The organism is Cupriavidus sp. DF5525 (assembly GCF_040149425.2).
GTDB lineage: Bacteria > Pseudomonadota > Gammaproteobacteria > Burkholderiales > Burkholderiaceae > Cupriavidus > Cupriavidus pickettii_A.
The window spans coordinates 1,672,149-1,688,786 of record NZ_CP168266.1 but is presented as its reverse complement, the minus strand read 5'-3'; the positions used below and the strand labels follow the sequence as shown (position 1 = coordinate 1,688,786).

The following is a 16,638-nucleotide window of genomic DNA, read 5'->3' as shown; positions in this document are numbered from 1 at the left end:
CGAGCGTTGTGTGCGGTCGATTCTGCACGGCTTTCGGACATCAGCATAAACCCTCGGGCCGGTCGCTGCCACGTTTCGCTACGACCCTTCACAAAGCGTGAATACCCCTTGATGGGTAGCGTCTGGCGGCGGGCAGGCGGCGCCCGTACAGTCTCGCTCAACAACGGAGACTGTGCAGATGTGGGACGTACTTGTAGTGGGCGGCGGCAACGCGGCGTTATGCGCAGCGCTGATGGCGCGGGAGGCCGGGGCTAGCGTATTGCTGCTGGAGGCCGCGCCGCGCGCCTGGCGCGGCGGCAATTCGCAGCACACCCGGAACCTGCGCTGCATGCACGATGCACCACAGGACGTACTGGTCGACAGCTATCCGGAAGAGGAATACTGGCAGGACCTGCTCAAGGTCACGGGCGGCATTACCAACGAGAAGCTCGCGCGCCTGGTGATCCGGGCCTCGTCGACGTGCCGGCCGTGGATGCGCCGGCATGGCGTGCGCTTCCAGCCGCCGCTGTCCGGCGCGCTGCACGTGGCGCGCACCAACGCCTTCTTCATGGGCGGGGGCAAGGCGCTGGTCAATGCCTACTACCGCAGCGCCGAGGCGCTCGGCGTGGAGATCCGCTACGAAACGCCGGTGGATGCCATCGAACTGAAGGACGGGCGCTTCGCGGCCGCGCGCTGCGGCGACCAGCGCTTCACCGCGCGGGCCTGCGTGCTGGCGGCCGGCGGCTTCGAGTCCAACCGCGAATGGCTGCGCAACGCCTGGGGCCAGAACGAGCGCGGCGAATGGCCGGCCGACAACTTCCTGATCCGAGGCACGCGCTTCAATATGGGCGTGTTGCTGAAGTACATGATCGACGCGGGCGCCGACGCCATCGGCGATCCGTCGCAGTCGCACTGCGTGGCCATCGACGCCCGCGCGCCGCTGTACGACGGCGGCATCTGCACGCGCATCGACTGCGTATCGCTGGGCGTGGTGGTCAACCGCGACGCACAACGCTTCTATGACGAAGGCGAGGACTTCTGGCCGAAACGGTATGCCATCTGGGGCCGCCTCGTCGCCCAGCAACCGGAGCAGATCGCTTACTCGATCATTGACGCCAAGGCAGTAGGCCGCTTCATGCCGCCCGTCTTTCCGGGCACGACGGCCCAGACGCTGCCTGAGCTGGCCCGCAAGCTCGGCCTGCCGGAGCAGGCGTTCGTGGACAGTATTGCCGAATATAACGCAGCGTGCCGCACCGGTACCTTCGACCACACGGCGCTCGACGACTGCCACACCGAGGGCTTGTCGCCGGCCAAGACTCACTGGGCCCGGCCGCTCGACACCGCACCGTTCTACGGCTACGCGCTGCGGCCGGGGATCACGTTTACCTACCTCGGCCTGAAGGTGAATGAGCATGCCGCCGTGCATTTTAACGGCCAGCCCAGCGACAACCTCTTCGTCGCCGGCGAAATGATGGCGGGCAATGTGCTCGGCAAGGGCTATACGGCCGGCGTGGGCATGTCCATCGGCACGGCGTTCGGGCGCATTGCGGGCACGGAAGCGGCAAAGGCCGCCGCGCAACAGAAGCAAGGAGTACAACGTGAAGCAGCTTGAGGCCCTGGCGCGCGAAGCCCGCGATCTCGCCGCCGAGTCCGGTGGTGCGTCTGGTGAAGCGGGCGGACGCAAGGCGATCCCGATCCGGGTGCTGCCGCTGACCGACAACGAGGCCGAAGTGGCGCGCCAGATGCAGATCTGCAATGCGTGCCGCTATTGCGAAGGATTCTGCGCCGTGTTCCCGGCCATGACCCGGCGACTGGAGTTCGGCAAGGCTGACGTCAACTACCTGGCCAATCTCTGCCATAACTGCGGCGCTTGCTATCACGCCTGCCAGTACGCGCCGCCGCACGAGTTCGGCGTCAACGTGCCGCAGGCCATGGCGAAGGTGCGGCTGGAGACCTACACCGAGTATGCCTGGCCGGCCCCGCTGGGCAAGCTGTACCAGCGCAACGGCCTGACGGTATCGGTGGCGCTTGCGGTTGGCCTGGCGCTGTTCCTGGTGCTGGCCGTGGTGCTGGGCGGTCCGCTGTGGCGCGAGTATGCCGGCGGCAATTTCTACGCGGTGTTCCCGCACAACACGCTGGCGAGCCTGTTCGGCGCGGTGTTCGGCTTTGCCGTGCTTGCGCTCGGCATCGGGGTACGTGGGTTCTGGCGCGATGTGTCGGCGGGTACCGCGTCGACATCGGCCGTTGCCGAAGCCACGAAGAACGTGCTGACGCTCTCGTACCTGGATGGCGGCCACGGCGAAGGCTGCAATGAAGCGGACGACCGCTTCACGCTGGCGCGGCGGCGTTTCCACCATTTCACGTTCTACGGCTTCATGCTGTGCTTTGCGTCCACGACCGTGGCGACGGCTTATCACTATCTGCTGGGCTGGCATGCGCCGTATCCGGTGCTCAGCCTGCCGGTGCTGCTCGGCATTGCCGGGGGCGTGGGCCTGCTGATTGGTCCCGCGGGCTTGTTGTGGCTGAACCTGCGGCGGCATCCGATGCAGGGCGACACGAAGCAGCGTCCGATGGACCGCGGTTTCATCGCGCTGCTGCTGCTGACCAGTGCGACCGGCCTGGCCTTGCTGGCGTGGCGCGAGACGGCGGCCATGGCGACGCTGCTTGCCATCCACCTCGGTGTGGTGATGGCGCTGTTCGCGACGCTGCCCTATGGCAAGTTCGCGCACGGCATCTATCGCAGCGCGGCGTTGCTCAAATTCAATATCGAAAAACGCAAGCCGAGCGGACTGACCCTCGGCTCGGACTGAAAAGTCCCAGGACAAAAGACAAAGGAGCCCGACCATGAGGAAACCCGGTGTGCTGAACATCCCTTCGATGCGCGAGCAGTGCAGTGAGGCCGAGTGGCAGGCCCGCGTGGACCTTGCTGCCTGCTACCGGCTGGTGGAGCTGTATGGCATGGCCGACATGATGGCCAACCACATCTCCGTGCGCGTGCCCGACGAGGAAGATGCCTTCCTGATCAACCCCTATGGGATGATGTATGAGGAGATCACAGCGAGCTGCCTGATCAAGGTCGACCACGACGGCAAGATCCTGTCGAAGCCGGATTTCGGGGAACACAACTACGGCATCAACAAGGCCGGCTATGTGATCCACAGCGCCGTCCACCATGCCCGCCCGGAAGTGGCCTGCGTGATCCACACCCATAGCTGGGCCTCGATGGCGGTGTCGTCGCTGGAATGCGGCTTGCTGCCGATCACGCAGACAGCCATGCGCTTCCTGAAGATCGGCTACCACGAGTACCAGGGCGTGGTGCTCGACACTGCCGAGCAGGCCTCGCTGATCGAGGACCTCGGCAAAGGCGAGGCGCTGATCCTGCGCAACCATGGCGCGCTGACGGTGGGCAGCACCGTGGGCGAGGCCTTCAACTGGATGCACCGGCTGGAGCTGGCCTGCCGCTCGCAAGTGGCGGCGATGTCGTGCGGCACGCCGCTGCACGCGGTGCCGGCGGATGTGCTGCAGGAAACCTGGAACAACTACCAGCCCGGCACGCGCCGCCCGTATGGCGTGATGGAGTGGCCGGCGCTGCTGCGCAAGCTGGACCGCATGGACCCGAGCTTCCGGGACTGACGACCCGGCTGGCTGCCCCTGCAGCACCAACAGAAGATAAAGAGAAGAAGGCCCCCACGGAGTGAGACAAATGAATCGCAGACGCATGCTGGCGCAAGTGCTGGCGCTCGGCGCCGCCCCCTATGTCCTGTCGTCGCCGGCGCTGGCGCGCGCCGGCAAGCCCGTCACGCTGGTCGTGCCGTTCGCCCCCGGGGGCAACCTCGACGTGGTGGCGCGTGCCATCGTTCCGGCGCTGGAAGCCAGCCTCGGCCGCAACGTGATCGTCGACAACCGGCCCGGTGCCGGCGGCGTGATCGGCGCCACGCTGGTGTCGCGTGCGGAGCCTGACGGCAGCACACTGCTGGTCACCACGCCCAACGCCATTGTCGTGCTGCCGCGCATGACGCGCACCGGCTTCAGCCTGGCCAGCTTCAGCCCGGTCGGGCTGGTGTCGAGCACGGCGCTGGTGCTGGTGGTGAAGGGCGGCGACGCGCGCTTCAAGGACGTGGGCGCGCTGCTCGCCTTCGCCCGCGCCAATCCCGGCAAGCTTTCGGCGGGCCACGCCGGACCCGGCACCACCAACCACATGGCCACCATGCAGCTGGAGGATGCGGCCGGCATCCGCCTGACGGAGGTGCCGTACAAGGGTTCGGCGCCCGCGCTGGTGGACCTGATGGGTGGCCAGATCGACCTGGTGGTCGACCAGCTGTCCAGCTCGGCGCCGCATATCCAGTCGGGCGCGCTGCGCGCCCTGGCGGTGATGTCGCGCGAGCGCGATGCCATGCTGCCCACGGTGCCGACCCTGCGCGAGGCGGGTCTCGCCAACTTCGAGGCGACTACCGCCACCGGTCTGCTCGCTCCTGCCGGCACGCCCGTGGCGGTGGTCAGCGACATCAACGCCGCGCTGCGCAAGGCCCTGGCCGAAGGCAGCGTCAAGAGCCGCCTGCTCAGCGTGGGCAGCATGGCAAAGGGTTCCACCCCAGCGGAATTCCTCGCCTTGCTGCAGCGCGAAGACGCCCGTGCGCAAACGCTCGCCGCGGCCGGCCGCCTGAAGGCTGCCGAATAAGCCACGGAGAGACCACCCATGACACGACCCTGCCTGCCCCCGCAAGATACGCTGACACCGCCGGCCTTCCGCGCCCCGGACGGCGCCTGCGACAGCCATGCCCACGTATTCGGGCCCTTTGCCAGCTTTCCTCTGGCCGAGGACCGCAGCTACACGCCGGCCGAGCATCCGGCCGACGCCTTTATCGGCCACCTGGACGCACTCGGCCTGACGCGCGGCGTGCTGGTCACGGCGAGCGCCAGCGGCAGCGACAACCGCGTGGTGCTCGACGCGCTGCGCCGGTACCCGGCGCGCCTGCGCGGCATCGCCGTGCCCGCTGCCGGCACCACGGACGCCGAACTGGACGACTGGCACGACGCCGGCGTGCGCGGCGTGCGCATCAACCTGTACCAGCTCGGCGGCCATGCGGTGTACCGCAACGGCGTGGGGCTCGACGTGCTGGGGGCGCTGGCGCCCCGTCTGGCCGAGCGCGGCTGGCATGCGCAGATCTGGATTCACGCGCCGGACCTGGTCGAACTCGGCCCGCGCCTGAAGGCGCTCGGCGTGCCGCTGGTCATCGACCACATGGGCCGCATGGCGACTTCGCGCGGCGTGGACGATCCCGGTTTCCGTGCACTGTGCGCGCTGCTGGCGGAGGGCGCCGCGTGGACCAAGATTTCCGGCGCCGACCGCCTGCAACCGGCCGGGGCGCCATATTGCGAGGTCGATCCGTTCGTCGCCGCGCTGCTGGCCGCCAATCCCGGGCAGGTGGTATGGGGCTCCGACTGGCCGCACATCAACTACTACGAGTCCGCACAGGTGCCGGACGACGGCGTGCTGTTCAACCTGCTGGCGCGCTGGCTGCCGGATACGGCTGCCAGCGAGCGTGTGCTGGTCAGCAATCCGGCCCGGCTGTACGGCTTTCCTGCGGCCTGATCGCGGCTTCCATTCCCACCACAACAGACGGCGGCCAACCACCGGAGCACCGCCGCACCACGAGAGGAGACACACCCCATGCCCCGCTTCGCATTCCGACGCTGGCCGGCCCGGCTCGCCGCCACCCTGGCGCTGGCCGCAGCCAGCCTCGCCGCCCACGCCGCCGACCCGTATCCCGACAGGCCGGTGCGCGTGGTGGTGGCCTTTACCGCCGGCGGTACCACCGACATGCTGGCGCGCAGCGTGAGCCAGAAGCTCGGCCAGCAGCTGAAGCAGTCGTTCGTGGTGGAGAACAAGCCCGGCGCGGGCGGCAACATCGGCACCGAATACGTGGTGCGCGCGCCGGCGGATGGCTACACGCTTCTGGTCAACTCGGTCGGGCCCATTTCCATCAACCAGACGCTCTACAAGAACCTCGGCTACGATCCGCTTACGGACCTCGTGCCGGTGGTGCAGATCGCTGACGTGCCCAACGTGCTGGTGGTCCACCCGTCGCTGCCGGTGAAGACCTTTGAGGCGTTCGTCGGCTACCTCAAGGCCAACCCGGGCAAGCTGAACTACAGTTCGACCGGCGTGGGCACCTCGTCGCATCTGTCGGGCTTCATGCTGACCGAGCGCAGCGGCGCGCCGGCCATCCACGTGCCATACAAGGGCGCGAACGCGCTCAACGACCTGTTGTCGGGGCGCGTGCAGTTCATGTTTGCCACCATTCCGTCGGTGATGTCGCATATCCAGGCGGGCAAGCTGCGGGCCCTGGCGGTCACCAGCGCCCAGCGTTCCCGCTCGCTGCCAAACCTGCCGACCGTTGCCGAGAAGGGCTTCCCCGGCTTCGAGGCGGGTTCGTGGTTCGGCTTCTTCGCGCCGAAAGGCACGCCGGCACCCGTCATCGCCAGGCTGAACAAGGCGGTGAACGAGGCGCTGCCGTCGCTGCAGGCTCAGATGATCCGCGAGGGCGCCGACCCGGTGGGCGGCTCGCCTGACCAGTTCGGGCAGTTCACGCGCAAGGAGTACGTCAAGTGGAAGGCCGTGGTGCAGGCGACCGGCGCCACCGTCGAGTGAGGGCGGCATGACGACTGATCAGCCGGGCGCGGCACCGCTGCGCATCTTGTTGTCGGAGCCGGCGCTGCGCCAGCATGGCGAGGCCATCGGCGCGGCGGCGGGCACCTGGCAGCCGGTGCTGGCGCCGTCCGTTGACGATGCGGGCCAGGTCGATGCCGACGTCGCCTTCGTGTCGCGCGATGTGACGGGCCTTTCCACCAAGCACGAGATCCACGCCGCCACCCGGCGCTTCTACGACGCCATGCTGCAGGCGCCGTCGCTGCGCTGGGTGCACACCCATTCGGCCGGGGCCGATCGCGCCGTGTTCGGCCAGTTGCGCGGGCGCGGGGTAGAGGTGAGCACGTCGTCCGGCGCCAACGCGGCGGTCGTGGCGCAAACCGCGCTGGCAGGGGTGCTGGCGCTGGCTCGCCATTTCCCGCAATTGCTCGCCGCCCAGCGCGAACGCCGCTGGGCGCCGCTGATCGGTTCCGGCCTGCCGCGGGACCTGCAAGGGCAGACGGCCACGATCGTCGGCTGGGGCCCGATCGGGCAGCGGCTGGGCACGGTGCTGAAGCTGCTCGGCCTGAAGGTGGTGGCGGTGCGGCAGCGCGCCACACCCACGGGGGATGACATCGCCTGTGTCGGGGTGGACGACCTGCTGGATGTACTGCCGCGCACGGACTGGCTGATCCTGGCTTGCCCGCTGACGGACCGCACGCGCGGGCTGGTCGGCGCGCAGGCGCTCGCGCTGCTCCCTGCCGGTGCGCGCCTGGTCAATATCGCCCGCGGCGAGGTGGTGGACGAAGGCGCGTTGATCGCGGCGCTGCACGACGGCCGCCTCGCGGGCGCCTACCTGGACGTGTTTGCACACGAGCCGCTGGATGCGGATTCGCCGCTCTGGGCGATGCCAAACGTCATCGCTACGCCGCACAGTGCCGGGTTCTCCGATGGCAACGCGGCGCGCGTGCTTGGCATCTTCCTCGACAACCTGCGTGGCTGGCGAAACGGGATGCCTCTGTGTAATCGGGTGCCATAGGAGCTCCGCCCCTTCCGGACGGTCGGGAGAGCAATTTAGCGAGCGACCGCTTCCGGCCGGGCTTCGCCGAGCTGGTAGCCCCTGACGGGAGACTCACAGAGGGTAACCGTCTCAGCGGTGCGGGGCTGCAATGCCGCCGGGTAGACGACAAGAGCAGGGCGTGCACGACTGGCTCGGGGCCGATACACCTTGAACTCGGAGGGGGAGGTGGGCGTGCGGAGCATTGACCAGCGTAACGGGTACCCGCGAGCGTCGCATGAGCTGCGCCGGAATACCGGCGCCTGCAAGGGCCAGGAAGCGCGACCAGGCTGACAGGCCCAACACAATGCCATCGCATTGGCACACCTGTGCAGCGGTCAAAATTGTAGTCGCCGGCGAGCCGATGCCAATCTGCGCCACATAATCCACGCCGGAATCGTCAAGGATTTCTCCCGCACATGCCAGCGCGGCTTCGCCTTCGCTGCGTTCCCGCTCCCGCAACCGGGCAAGGGAATGATAGGCGCGGGCGCGGCCCTGCTCAATCGGGGCTTGCACGTTAAGCAGCAAGACCTGCGAAATGCTGCCCTCTCTATAGAGGAACGCGGCATGCCTGACAGCCCATAACGAACTGTCTGAGCCGTCAACAGCGACAAGAAGCTTGATCATTGCGGTTCAACACTGGTAGCGGTGCCGCGGCGACGATTTGTCGGGGCAGCAATTCCGATGCAGCCAGCGTATGCGAGTTCGTGTTTACCTCGCATCAAGATATGGCGGTAGCGCATAAAGATCCGATAAAGGGGCAGCGGGCGAGCCAGCAAGGCGCATGGATGCCTGCTCTGCAGCCATCAGCGCCAAGCCGATTTCGGCGAGCCCGCAGCGACGGATCATCGCGGCAAAAGCGGCTGGAGTGTGACTTGTCGTCCGCTTCCCAGCCCCATCCACGCCGATCTTTATGCGTTCTTTATACGCGCCGCTCACCTTTCTACCCTGTTTTTACTACCCCGTCGCTAAGCTCCAAGCCGAAACCACTCAAGGGTGTTTTGTCATGGACGGGATCTTTCTGATCGTATTGATAGGCTTCGCCGTGCTGAGCGCGGCCCTGCTGGGGCTGTGCGCGGTGCTTGCCCCGCAATCTCCGGCGGGCAACGGGCACGGCGGTTCGCATAACCAGCTGTCGGCAAAGAACAGCGCATCGGACAGGGGCTTGTGATGAGCTGGACCGATCTGTTGAGCGGTGTGTTGGCGGCCGCCATTTTCATTTATCTACTCATCGCGCTGTTCCGGCCGGAGAAATTCTGATGTCCTCCCAATTCGTGGGCCTGCTGGTCCTCTATCTCGCCATCCTGCTGGCGTGCGCTCCATTTCTCGGACGCTATCTCCGGCGTGCGGTGGAGGACGGCAACTATTCGCTGACTGTCTGGGGCCGTCCGCTGGAGCGGCTGCTGTATCGCCTGGGCGGCGTGCGTGCCGATACCGAGATGGGGTGGAAGCAGTACACCATCGCCGTCCTGGCGTTCAACCTGCTTGGGGTTGTGGCGGTCTATGCGCTGCAGCGCCTGCAGGGCATGCTGCCGCTGAATCCGCAAGGCTTCGGCGCGGTCACGCCAGACTCGGCCTTCAACACGGCCATCAGCTTTGTCAGTAATACGAACTGGCAGGGCTATGCCGGCGAGTCGACCATGGGCTATCTGATGCAGATGCTCGCACTCACCGTGCAGAATTTCCTGTCCGCCGCGACCGGCATCGCCGTGGTCTTCGCGCTGATCCGCGGCTTCGCGCGCCAGAGCGCGGCCACAATCGGCAACTTCTGGGTCGATATGACCCGGATCACCCTGTATGTCCTGGTGCCGATTTCGACGGTGATCGCGCTGGCACTGGTCAGCCAGGGCGTGATCCAGAATTTCGATGCCTACAAGGAAGTCAGCCTCGTCACGCCAGTCGAATACACCCAGCCCAAGGTCGATGCCGCCGGGCAGCCGGTGCTCGATGCACAGGGCAAGCCGGTGACGGAAGACCTGAAGACGGACAAGCAGACGCTGGCCATGGGTCCGGTCGCCTCGCAAGAGGCCATCAAGATGCTGGGCACCAACGGCGGCGGCTTCTTCAATGCCAACTCGGCGCATCCGTTCGAGAACCCGAATGCCCTGGCCAACTTTATCCAGATGCTGGCGATCTTCCTGATCCCGGCGGCCCTGTGCTTCACTTTCGGCGAGATGGTGGGGGACAGGCGACAGGGGGTGGCGGTGCTGGCTTCCATGACAGTGATCTTTGTCGCCATGGCTTGCGTCGCCGCAATGTCCGAGCAGATGGCCAATCCTGCGCTGTCCGGCTTGCCGGTCGACCATGCCAGCTCCCTGTTGCAGGCGGGCGGCAATATGGAAGGCAAGGAAACGCGCTTCGGCATTGCGGCGTCGGCGCTGTTCGCCACCATCACGACCGCGGCATCGTGCGGCGCGGTCAATGCGATGCATGACTCGTTCACCGCCATTGGCGGGCTGGTGCCGATGCTGCTGATGCAACTGGGCGAAGTGGTGTTCGGCGGGGTCGGCTCGGGGCTGTACGGCATGCTGGTCTATGCAGTGCTCGCTGTCTTCATCGCCGGCCTGATGATCGGCCGCACGCCGGAGTACCTCGGCAAGAAGATCGAAGCCTACGAAATGAAGATGACTGCCGTGGCGATCCTGGTCACGCCGCTGCTGGTGCTGCTCGGCACCTCGGTGGCGGTCATGGCCGAAGCAGGGCGCGCGGGCGTCTTCAATCCCGGCACGCACGGCTTCTCGGAGATCCTTTATGCGCTCTCGTCGGCGGCCAATAACAACGGCAGCGCCTTTGCGGGCCTCTCTGCCAACACGCCGTTCTACAACACGCTGCTGGCGGCGGCCATGTGGTTCGGCCGGTTCTGGATCATCATCCCGGTCCTTGCGCTGGCGGGCTCGCTCGCGGCCAAGAAGCGCGTGCCGCCCAGCGGCGGCACGATGCCGACGCACGGCCCGTTGTTTGTCGTGCTGCTGGTGGGGACGGTACTGATGGTCGGCGCGCTCACCTATGTGCCGGCACTGGCGCTCGGGCCGGTTGCCGAGCAGCTCCAGGGCGCGGTGATGGCAACCGCGGCGAAGTAAGGCGACTACTGACGAAGAGATATCGAGCATTCGTACACGTCCGGTACCTGCACTGCCTCACAGGCGAGGTGCCGGGCGTTTCCAGCGGATTGCGGAGAAACCATGCAACATGATTCGATGGCCCCATCGGCCAAGCGCGGCGGCAAGACGCCGGACGCTGCTTCCTCCAACACGCTTCCTGCCAAGGTCGCGCCGGTCTCCGGCCAGCAACGCGGCACGCATCATCATCCGCATCGCCCGCCGGCGCGCAGCATGTTCGCGCCGGAACTGGTGAAGCCTGCGCTCGTTGCGGCCCTCAGGAAACTATCGCCGCGGGACCAGTTGCGCAACCCGGTGATGTTCGTGGTCTACGTCGGCAGCATCCTGACGACCATCCTCTTCCTGCGGGCGATGTTCGCGCCCGCGGCTGCCCCTGGCGGCGAGAGCGCGGGCTTCATCCTGGCGGTATCGGTCTGGCTGTGGTTTACGGTGCTGTTCGCCAACTTTGCCGAGGCATTGGCGGAAGGGCGGAGCAAGCAGCAGGCCGAGGCGCTGCGCGGCCTGAAGACGACCGTCACCGCGCGCGTGCTGAAGGAAGGCAAGCGTGGCAGTGCCACGGAGGCCCGTGCGGCCACGGCGCTGCGCCGTGGCGACGTCGTGCTGGTGGAAGCCGGCGACATGATCCCTGGGGACGGGGAAGTGATCGACGGCGTGGCCTCGGTCGACGAAAGCGCGATCACGGGCGAATCGGCACCGGTGATCCGCGAGTCCGGCGGCGATTTCTCGTCCGTGACCGGCGGCACGCGCGTGCTGTCCGACTGGATCGTAGTACGCATCACGACCAACCCGGGCGAGAGCTTCATCGACCGCATGATCACGATGGTCGAAGGCGCCAAGCGGCAGAAGACCCCGAACGAGCTGGCCCTGACGATCCTGCTGGTCGGCCTGACCCTCGTACTGCTGCTGGCCACGGCCACGCTGCAGCCGTTCTCGCTCTACAGCGTGCTGGTGACCAAGGCTGGCGTGCCGGTGACGATCACCGTGCTGGTGGCGCTGCTGGTCTGCCTGATCCCGACCACCATCGGCGGCCTGCTGTCGGCAATCGGTGTCGCTGGCATGAGCCGGATGATGGAAGCGAACGTGATCGCAACGTCGGGCCGTGCCGTCGAAGCCGCCGGTGACGTGGATGTGCTGCTGCTCGACAAGACCGGCACGATCACCCACGGCAACCGCCAGGCATCGCGCTTTATCCCGGCACCGGGCGTGTCGCTGCTGCAGCTCGCGGAAGCGGCCTGGCTGTCGTCGCTGGCCGACGAGACCCCGGAAGGCCGCAGCATCGTCACGCTCGCCCGGCAGCAGCCGGGGTTGGCGGCGCCGGAGATGGCCAAACTGAAGCCGGAGTTCGTACCGTTCACGGCCCAGACCCGCATGAGCGGCGTCGACCTGGGCAATGGCGGCGAACGCCACGTACGCAAGGGCGCAGCGGATGCCGTGCGCCGCTACGTCACCGAGCGCGCCGGCAAGTACCCGGATGCCGTATTGCAGGCCGTGGATGAGGTGGCGCGCGTCGGCAGCACGCCGCTGGTGGTGGCTGACGCCCGGGGTGACGATGTGCGTGTGCTGGGCGTGATCGAGCTGAAGGACATCGTCAAGACCGGCATCCGCGAGCGCTTTGGCGAGCTGCGCAAGATGGGCATCAAGACCGTGATGATCACCGGCGACAACCGCCTGACCGCAGCCTCGATCGCCGCGGAAGCCGGCGTCGATGACTTCCTGGCCGAGGCCACGCCGGAAGCCAAGCTCAAGCTGATCCGCCAGTACCAGACCGACGGGCGACTGGTGGCGATGACCGGCGACGGCACTAACGATGCGCCGGCGCTGGCCCAGGCCGACGTCGCCGTGGCGATGAACAGCGGCACGCAGGCGGCCAAGGAAGCCGGCAACATGGTGGACCTGGACAGCAACCCGACCAAGCTGATCGAGATCGTCGAGATCGGCAAGCAGATGCTGATGACGCGCGGCTCGCTGACAACCTTCAGCGTTGCCAACGACATCGCCAAGTATTTCGCCATCATCCCGGCGGCATTTGCCACCACGTATCCGCAGCTCAACCTGCTGAATGTGATGGGGCTTGCCACGCCGGCCTCGGCCATCATGTCTGCCGTGATCTTCAATGCGCTGATCATCGTCGTGCTGATTCCGCTCGCGCTCAAGGGCGTTGTCTACCGGCCGTTGGGTGCGGCGGTGCTGCTGCGCCGCAACCTGCTGATCTACGGTCTTGGCGGCATCCTGGTGCCGTTTGCCGGCATCAAGTTGATCGACATGGTCCTTGCGCTGTTTGGCTGGATCTGATTTCCCTACGATTCGGAGTTCTCATGATTACCCAAGTGCAATCTCCCCAGCCCGCACCGCAACCCGTGCAGGCGGGCCTTGCGAGGCCGATGCTGGTGGTGTTCGTCGCGCTGTCGCTGTTGACCGGCCTGTTGTATCCGGGCGTGATTACCGCGATTTCGAAAGTCGTGTTCCCGCACCAGGCAGGGGGCTCGCTGATCGAGAAGGACGGCAAGCCCATCGGCTCCGAACTCATCGGCCAGCCGTTCTCCGACCCGAAGTACTTCTGGGGCCGGTTGTCGGCGACGGCGCCCATGCCGTATAACCCTGCGGCGTCGGTCGGCTCGAACCTGGGCCCCACCAACCCGGCGCTGACCGACACGGCCCGCGCGCGCATCGACGCGCTGCACGCCGCCGATCCGGACAACCAGGCGCCGGTACCCGTGGACCTGGCCACGGCATCCGGTAGCGGCCTCGATCCGCATATCAGTCCCGCCGCGGCCGAATACCAGGCGGCGCGCGTGGCCCGCATCCGCGGGATTCCCGTCGAACAGGTGAAGCAGCTGATCGCCGCGCATACCGAGGCGCCGCTGCTGCCGGTTCTGGGCGAGCCGGGGGTCAATGTCCTGAAGCTGAACCTGGCGCTGGACGGCATTGCGCCGAAGCGATGAAGACGATGACGGCAGCGCCATGCATGCAGCCCTGACCGGGAGCGAGCCTTCCCATGCCTGATGCCGAATTCCGCGAAGCCGCCGGGCGGCCCGATCCCGATGCGCTGCTCCAGATGGTCCAGGCCGAAGGGGAGCGTGCAGCGCGCGGCAGGCTGCGGGTCTACTTTGGCGCTTCGGCCGGGGTAGGCAAGACCTTTGCCATGCTTACCGCGGCGCGGGCGGCGTCGGCGCAGGGCACGGATGTCGTCATTGGCATCGTCGAGACCCACGGCCGCGCGGAGACCGAGGCGCTGGTCGCCGGCGTCGAGCGGCTGCCGATGAAGGAGGTGCCATATCGCGACCGGGTGCTCAAGGAATTCGACCTGGATGGAGCGCTGGCCCGCCATCCCACGCTGATCCTGGTTGACGAGCTTGCACATTCCAATGCGCCGGGGTGCCGTCATCCCAAGCGGTGGCAGGATATACAGGAGTTGCAGGCGGCCGGCATCGACGTCTGGACCACGGTCAATGTGCAGCACCTGGATAGCCTGAACCAAGCGGTTGGGGGCATCACCGGCATTCGCGTGTGGGAAACGGTGCCGGACATTGTTTTCGACAGCGCGGACGAAGTCGTGCTGGTGGACCTGCCCGCCGATGAACTGCTGCACCGGCTGAAGGAGGGCAAGGTCTACCTGCCGGAGCAGGCGCGGCACGCGGCGCGCAATTTCTTTCGCAAAGGCAACCTGATCGCGCTGCGCGAGCTGGCGTTGCGTCGGACGGCGGACCGCGTCGACGACGATGTCCGGGCATGGCGCCAGTCTGAATCCGTGCAGTCGGTCTGGCGCACGCGCGAGGCCGTGCTCGCCTGCATCGGCAGCGGCGACGATGCGGAGCAGGTCGTCAAGAGCGCGCGGCGGCTGGCCGGCCAGCTCGATTGCGACTGGCACGTGGTGACCATCGCTACACCGAGACTGGCGCCGCCATCCAATGCGGCGAAGCTGCGCCTGCAGACGGCAATGCGCCTTGCCGAAGAACTGGGCGCGCGCACCGAGACACTGGCTGGCAATGACATGGTCCAGGCTGTGGTCGGGTATGTGCGTCGCCATAACCTGACCAAGGTGGTGATCGGTCGCGCGCCGGCAGACTGGCGCCGGGGCGGCGCGTCCGTTGCCGAGCGGGCGCGTTCGCTCCTCGAGCGCGCCCTGTCGCCGTTTGTCAGTGCCCCGGCGTGGCTGTTCGGGCGCCGCAGTTTTGCCGATGCGCTGGCGCTCGGCTGCCCGGAGATCGATATCATCCGCGTGGCGGCCGACACGACCCGGGCCGATATCCGGCCGCGCCATGCCGCCGAAGCGCCGGAGGCGCAGCAGGCCACCGACGGTGCGACCCGCAAAGACTACCTGTGGGCAGTGGTATGGTGCGCGGGCGCCACCGCGCTGTCGGCGCTGGCGTTTCCCTGGTTTGACGTCGTCAACATTGCCATGCTGTTCCTTGTGGCGGTGGTCGGGGTGGCGCTGCGCCATGGGCGCGGACCTTCGGCGTTGGCTTCGGTGCTGGCCGTGGCCGCTTTCGACTTCTTCTTCGTGCCGCCGCGGCTGTCATTCGCCGTCAGCGACGTGCAGTATCTGCTGACCTTCCTGGTACTGCTTTCCGTGGGCCTGGTCATCGGGCAGCTGATGGCTGGCATGCGCGAACAGGCGCAGGTGGCCGTCCAGCGCGAGGAAGATGCGCGCACGCTGTACGAGCTGGCCCGGGAGCTGTCCGCGGCGTTGATGCCGGACCAGATCGTCTCGATCGGCAGCCGGTTCCTGCGCGCGGCGTTCGATGCCAACTCGGCCTTCTTCCTGGTTTCACCCGACGGGCGCTTGCTGGCGCCGGTGTCGGATGCCGCGCAACAAGACACGGCGGCCCGAACCGACTCGATCGACCGCGTGCTGGCGGAGTGGGTCTTCGCTCATGGCCAGCCGGCGGGCACCGGCACCCATACCTTGCCCGGCAGCACCGTGCTGTACGTGCCGTTGAAGGCGCCGATGCAGACGCGTGGCGTCCTGGCGGTGGAGCCCGCGGCCGCGCACGCCTTTGCGCAACCCGCGCTGCGGCGGCAGGTCGACGTGTTCTGCACGCTGATCGCGATCGCCATCGAACGCTTGCACTACGTCGACGTGGCACAGCAGGCGCTGCTGTCGATGGAGTCGGAGCGCCTGCGCAGTTCCTTGTTGGCAGCCGTTTCGCACGACCTGCGAACCCCGTTGACGAGCCTCATAGGCATGGCCGAGACCATGCAGCGCAGTGTGCCCGCACTGGCACCCCCGCTGGACGAGACGGTAGCCGCCATGCTGGAGCAGGCAAGGCGGATGCGGACGATGGTGGTCAATCTGCTCGATATGGCCAGGCTGCAGAGCCGCGATGTCCGCACGAGTATGGAGTGGCAGTCGGTGGAGGAGCTCGTCGGCGCCAGCCTCGCTGCCATGCGCGACGCGCTGGTGCGCCATCGCGTCGTCGTCGCCGATCTGTCCGGCGTGCCCCTGGTGGAATGCGACGCCGTGCTGATGGAGCGCGTGCTGTGCAACCTGCTGGAGAATGCTGCCAAGTACACGCCGGCGGGAACCGAGATCCGCTTGTGGGCGGCGCCGGTCGATGCTGAAATCAGGATCGCGGTCGAGGATGACGGCCCGGGTGTGCCGGGCGGCAAGGAGCGGCAGATCTTCGAGAAATTCACCCGCGGCGAGCGCGAGTCCGCGACCGCGGGCGTCGGGCTTGGCCTCGCCGTCTGCGAGGCCATCGTCCAGGCCCATGGCGGCCGCATCTGGGTGGAGCCGGCGCAGCGGCCGGAGCGCCCGCGCGGGCAGGCGGGCGCGCGCTTCATGGTGGCATTGCCGCGCGGCAATCCGCCGGCCCTGGAGCCTGAGCCTGAGCCTGTGGGCTAGTATCGATATA

Annotated in this window: 14 protein-coding genes; 13 read left to right on the top strand and 1 reads right to left on the bottom strand. The window is 67.1% G+C overall.

Annotated elements, in window-relative coordinates; translation table 11 throughout:
* The first annotated feature begins 178 nt into the window (after positions 1-178).
* From tcuA to ABNX08_RS28885, 7 genes are all read left to right on the top strand, one after another.
* Positions 179-1,591 (top strand): FAD-dependent tricarballylate dehydrogenase TcuA, encoded by a 1,413-nt coding sequence (tcuA, locus tag ABNX08_RS28915; RefSeq protein ID WP_022539145.1) that lies wholly within the window; start codon positions 179-181, stop codon positions 1,589-1,591.
* The gene (gene tcuB, locus ABNX08_RS28910) at positions 1,578-2,789 is read left to right on the top strand and encodes a tricarballylate utilization 4Fe-4S protein TcuB (protein ID WP_022539144.1); all 1,212 of its coding nucleotides are present in this window, start codon (positions 1,578-1,580) and stop codon (positions 2,787-2,789) included. The genes tcuA and tcuB overlap by 14 nt, the downstream gene beginning before the upstream one ends.
* A 34-nt stretch (positions 2,790-2,823) precedes the next feature.
* The gene (locus tag ABNX08_RS28905; RefSeq protein ID WP_022539143.1) at positions 2,824-3,612 is read left to right on the top strand and encodes a class II aldolase/adducin family protein; all 789 of its coding nucleotides are present in this window, start codon (positions 2,824-2,826) and stop codon (positions 3,610-3,612) included.
* 70 nt (positions 3,613-3,682) lie between these two features.
* A complete protein-coding gene (locus ABNX08_RS28900; RefSeq protein ID WP_041681824.1) occupies positions 3,683-4,657 on the top strand; it encodes a tripartite tricarboxylate transporter substrate-binding protein in 975 nt (324 codons plus the stop codon).
* An 18-nt stretch (positions 4,658-4,675) separates the two neighbouring features.
* Positions 4,676-5,572: an amidohydrolase gene (locus ABNX08_RS28895; RefSeq protein ID WP_022539141.1), complete on the top strand. Its 897-nt coding sequence runs from the start codon at positions 4,676-4,678 to the stop codon at positions 5,570-5,572.
* A 78-nt stretch (positions 5,573-5,650) separates the two neighbouring features.
* The gene (locus ABNX08_RS28890) at positions 5,651-6,631 is read left to right on the top strand and encodes a tripartite tricarboxylate transporter substrate binding protein (protein WP_022539140.1); all 981 of its coding nucleotides are present in this window, start codon (positions 5,651-5,653) and stop codon (positions 6,629-6,631) included.
* A gap of 7 nt (positions 6,632-6,638) precedes the next feature.
* Positions 6,639-7,646 (top strand): D-2-hydroxyacid dehydrogenase, encoded by a 1,008-nt coding sequence (locus tag ABNX08_RS28885; protein WP_022539139.1) that lies wholly within the window; start codon positions 6,639-6,641, stop codon positions 7,644-7,646.
* A gap of 111 nt (positions 7,647-7,757) precedes the next feature.
* Here the strand turns inward: ABNX08_RS28885 and ABNX08_RS28880 are convergent, their stop codons facing one another.
* Positions 7,758-8,291 (bottom strand): universal stress protein, encoded by a 534-nt coding sequence (locus tag ABNX08_RS28880; protein ID WP_022539138.1) that lies wholly within the window; start codon positions 8,289-8,291, stop codon positions 7,758-7,760.
* Between the two features lie 379 nt (positions 8,292-8,670).
* Between ABNX08_RS28880 and ABNX08_RS28875 the strand changes: the two genes are divergently transcribed.
* The 6 genes from ABNX08_RS28875 to ABNX08_RS28850 all read left to right on the top strand — a co-directional run bounded on the left by ABNX08_RS28875 (position 8,671) and on the right by ABNX08_RS28850 (position 16,628).
* Positions 8,671-8,835 carry a hypothetical protein gene (locus ABNX08_RS28875; protein ID WP_022539137.1) on the top strand — a complete coding sequence of 55 codons (165 nt, stop codon included), beginning with the start codon at positions 8,671-8,673 and terminating at the stop codon, positions 8,833-8,835.
* Complete coding sequence (gene kdpF / locus ABNX08_RS28870) at positions 8,835-8,924, top strand: K(+)-transporting ATPase subunit F (RefSeq protein WP_022539136.1); 90 nt, start codon at positions 8,835-8,837, stop codon at positions 8,922-8,924. Before ABNX08_RS28875 ends, kdpF begins: the two co-directional genes overlap by 1 nt.
* A complete protein-coding gene (gene kdpA, locus ABNX08_RS28865; protein ID WP_022539135.1) occupies positions 8,924-10,744 on the top strand; it encodes a potassium-transporting ATPase subunit KdpA in 1,821 nt (606 codons plus the stop codon). The genes kdpF and kdpA overlap by 1 nt, the downstream gene beginning before the upstream one ends.
* A gap of 252 nt (positions 10,745-10,996) precedes the next feature.
* Positions 10,997-13,075, top strand: a complete 2,079-nt coding sequence (gene kdpB, locus ABNX08_RS28860) for a potassium-transporting ATPase subunit KdpB (RefSeq protein WP_349607860.1) — start codon at positions 10,997-10,999, stop codon at positions 13,073-13,075.
* Between the two features lie 23 nt (positions 13,076-13,098).
* Positions 13,099-13,725, top strand: coding sequence for a potassium-transporting ATPase subunit KdpC (gene kdpC / locus ABNX08_RS28855; protein WP_022539133.1), 627 nt, complete (start codon positions 13,099-13,101; stop codon positions 13,723-13,725).
* Positions 13,726-13,778: 53 nt separating this feature from the next.
* Positions 13,779-16,628: a sensor histidine kinase KdpD gene (locus ABNX08_RS28850; protein WP_022539132.1), complete on the top strand. Its 2,850-nt coding sequence runs from the start codon at positions 13,779-13,781 to the stop codon at positions 16,626-16,628.
* Positions 16,629-16,638 lie beyond the last annotated feature (10 nt).

Excerpts from the sequence above, each read along its gene's own strand:
- kdpA (WP_022539135.1), top strand. The coding sequence starts at position 8,924 with ATGTCCTCCCAATTCGTGGGCCTGCTGGTCCTCTATCTCGCCATCCTG.
- tcuA (WP_022539145.1), top strand. The coding sequence starts at position 179 with ATGTGGGACGTACTTGTAGTGGGCGGCGGCAACGCGGCGTTATGCGCA.
- kdpF (WP_022539136.1), top strand. The coding sequence starts at position 8,835 with ATGAGCTGGACCGATCTGTTGAGCGGTGTGTTGGCGGCCGCCATTTTC.
- ABNX08_RS28885 (WP_022539139.1), top strand. The coding sequence starts at position 6,639 with ATGACGACTGATCAGCCGGGCGCGGCACCGCTGCGCATCTTGTTGTCG.
- ABNX08_RS28890 (WP_022539140.1), top strand. The coding sequence starts at position 5,651 with ATGCCCCGCTTCGCATTCCGACGCTGGCCGGCCCGGCTCGCCGCCACC.
- ABNX08_RS28900 (WP_041681824.1), top strand. The coding sequence starts at position 3,683 with ATGAATCGCAGACGCATGCTGGCGCAAGTGCTGGCGCTCGGCGCCGCC.
- kdpC (WP_022539133.1), top strand. The coding sequence starts at position 13,099 with ATGATTACCCAAGTGCAATCTCCCCAGCCCGCACCGCAACCCGTGCAG.
- ABNX08_RS28850 (WP_022539132.1), top strand. The coding sequence starts at position 13,779 with ATGCCTGATGCCGAATTCCGCGAAGCCGCCGGGCGGCCCGATCCCGAT.
- kdpB (WP_349607860.1), top strand. The coding sequence starts at position 10,997 with ATGTTCGCGCCGGAACTGGTGAAGCCTGCGCTCGTTGCGGCCCTCAGG.
- ABNX08_RS28895 (WP_022539141.1), top strand. The coding sequence starts at position 4,676 with ATGACACGACCCTGCCTGCCCCCGCAAGATACGCTGACACCGCCGGCC.
- ABNX08_RS28905 (WP_022539143.1), top strand. The coding sequence starts at position 2,824 with ATGAGGAAACCCGGTGTGCTGAACATCCCTTCGATGCGCGAGCAGTGC.
- ABNX08_RS28880 (WP_022539138.1), bottom strand. The coding sequence starts at position 8,291 with ATGATCAAGCTTCTTGTCGCTGTTGACGGCTCAGACAGTTCGTTATGG.
- ABNX08_RS28875 (WP_022539137.1), top strand. The coding sequence starts at position 8,671 with ATGGACGGGATCTTTCTGATCGTATTGATAGGCTTCGCCGTGCTGAGC.